Origin of the sequence: Tenacibaculum finnmarkense (assembly GCF_900239185.1) — a bacterium.
Lineage (GTDB): Bacteria > Bacteroidota > Bacteroidia > Flavobacteriales > Flavobacteriaceae > Polaribacter > Polaribacter finnmarkensis.
In genome coordinates this window covers 1-2,519 of record NZ_OENA01000075.1, presented here as the reverse complement: position 1 = coordinate 2,519, position 2,519 = coordinate 1, and the positions used below count along the sequence as shown (strand labels likewise).

The following is a 2,519-nucleotide window of genomic DNA, read 5'->3' as shown; positions in this document are numbered from 1 at the left end:
TATCGAATATAAATCGTATCGAAGAAATAAAAAAAATCTGGAATTATTAACCTTATAAATTCAAAAAAAAGGTCAACCTATTTCAGGACAATACAGCCAACCTAAAAAAGTAAGTGATTAACTAAAGTACATTGTGTACTTGCACAAAAAAAAACTATGTTCAAAGTAAAATTAATTATTGACAAAGAACACGAATTAAATGTTTTACGATATTCTATTGGTTTAGGCCAAGAGAAGGATATTACAGGGAGACCAACTACTAAACCTGTTTTAAACTTTCTTTCAGTAGTTGTAGAATCTGGCAGTAAAGTAGATTTTTTACACTGGATGATTTCTCCAATGTTAATGAAACAATTAGAACTTCACCTTCAAGAACGAGAAGGAGAAAGAACTAGAATTATTTATCTTTCTGATGCTAATCTGGTAGAACTTGACTCTACTTTTTCTGCCACAGGAAACATACCAATGACGGATACTTTGAAATTTACAGCGGCTGGACTGAATACCAATAATTCTTCTGTAGATTATTCTGCTTATTGGAGAAAAACTTGGTTAAACGAAAAAAATATTGAACCAACTGTTTTAGAAAAACAAGAACCACAATTTTTAGGGTATTATTTTAATAATGATAATGGAGAAAAAATTGAACAGAAAAAAATAAAAATAAATGATAAATTAAATTTAATTATTGAATCCGAAAAAGCAGAAGGAGAAATTGTCACAATCAACCTGAATGACAATCGATTAGATTATAAGTATAATGGTAACCTTTTAAAAAATGATATCCTAAAAGGTATTGAAATAATGGGAGACAAAACAGAAGTACGACTAATTGCAATTAAACAAAAAAAATAAAAATATGTCAGAAAATAAAAGAATAGGGATAGCTTCTTTTGATAGCGGTAGAGGTAATACAATGAAGATTATTTTTCCTAAAGTTGAAGAAGATTGCTTATCGAAATACTATCGTTTTAACCCTAAATCATATAAAGGAAGTAAATATTCAAAATATTTAAATAAGTTTTATAAAGATAGAGAAAGCTGGAATGCAATTTGCCCAAAAATTGAAGAAGGTCGATCTTTTGAATCTTATTTAAAAATTGATGGTTTAAATACACAAGAAGAAAAAGATGTGTTCGCTATAAATAAATTAAATAATGATTTCTTTGGAATTGCTATCCACCATTCAGGTAATGGAGGCTTAAATACAATGAAAAAAATACAAAATGACCATATTAATGGAGATAATCAAAGAGCAGATATATCGTATCATTTTGGAGTTAGTTTATCAGGAGAGGTTTTAGAAGGAAGACCAATAGGTATCAAAGGAGCTCATTTAACCAAATATAATACTGGAATTATTGGAATTGTTTTCTTAGCAGATTTCAAACATGATTGGTGGGATGTTGATGATGATATGTCTAAAGAAGCATTACAGTCTATAATTACTCTTATTAAAGCATTAAAGGAACAGTTCCCTAATATAGGAACTTTAGGAGGTCATAAGGAATGGAAAAATAATACAGATCGAACTTGTCCTGGCGAATACGGTTTAGATTATATAAAAGCTTTAAGAAAAGAATTAAAGTTAAAATCACCAAAAGAGACAGGTAATGGATAAGAGATCTTTTAATATAACCATTATCATTTTCTTTACAGTTATTTTTTTTAAGTTTTTTACAGGTATTTTCAAGGATAATGAACATAATGAGTATTACTTTTTTATAAAACATAAACCAACTTGGCAGTATTATTTTAAAATAATAGGAGAAAAATGGGAATTTTATGAAACATTACCCTTCAAAGAAAAAAAAGAGGTTGATAAATACGATTTCTATGTAAAAAACAGAATTTATTCCTTATACATTTACGGAAAATAACGTTGCCCAACAATACCTATAAGTAATTGCTACTTATAGACTATTTAGAAAGTAACGTTTTTAGCTCAATATTAATTTTGTCTTTATTAAAACCAGTTATAAACCCACGCAACTACTCATAGCCGAGCCGTTGGCTACAATTTAAAAAAAACTGCCGAATTAAACGAATATAAATTGAATATTATGAAAAAATTATTAGTACAATTAACCTTTTTATCAATGATATTATTTGGTTTTATAAGTTGTGAAGAAAAAGAAACTACGGAATTGAAAGAATCCATTTTTGCTAATTCTTCTGACGGAAAAATTATATATACATCAGATGAAAGATACTATTACTATAAGGTAGGAGAAAAAGTTTATGTAGATAAATGGGAATGTGGAACACATAATGGAAACACTTTGTATACAGGCCCTAGGAATGGATGCTATTATATAAATTCAAATAGTAATAAAACCTATGTAGATAGAGTAGAATGTAGTTGTAATAATTAAAAACTGAATTTTAGACACAAGGCAATAAATAACGTAAAATAAACTGTAGCCAACAAAGAACTGAGCTAAAAAACAACTCTTTTCTTGATTAAGTTTATACATTATTATTCTAGGCTCATAATTCTATAAATTAGTTTTTTGAGC

4 protein-coding genes are annotated in these 2,519 nt (G+C 27.8%); all 4 read left to right on the top strand.

What is annotated here, in order from left to right; translation table 11 throughout:
- The first annotated feature begins 156 nt into the window (after positions 1–156).
- Positions 157–855 (top strand): type VI secretion system tube protein TssD, encoded by a 699-nt coding sequence (gene tssD / locus AQ1689_RS09375; protein ID WP_101916021.1) that lies wholly within the window; start codon positions 157–159, stop codon positions 853–855.
- 4 nt (positions 856–859) lie between these two features.
- On the top strand, positions 860–1,621 hold the full coding sequence (locus AQ1689_RS09370; protein WP_145993691.1) for a peptidoglycan recognition protein family protein: 762 nt from the start codon (positions 860–862) through the stop codon (positions 1,619–1,621).
- Complete coding sequence (locus AQ1689_RS09365) at positions 1,614–1,880, top strand: hypothetical protein (RefSeq protein WP_101916019.1); 267 nt, start codon at positions 1,614–1,616, stop codon at positions 1,878–1,880. The genes AQ1689_RS09370 and AQ1689_RS09365 overlap by 8 nt, the downstream gene beginning before the upstream one ends.
- A gap of 183 nt (positions 1,881–2,063) precedes the next feature.
- Positions 2,064–2,375, top strand: coding sequence for a hypothetical protein (locus AQ1689_RS09360; RefSeq protein ID WP_101916018.1), 312 nt, complete (start codon positions 2,064–2,066; stop codon positions 2,373–2,375).
- The last annotated feature ends 144 nt before the right edge of the window (positions 2,376–2,519 follow it).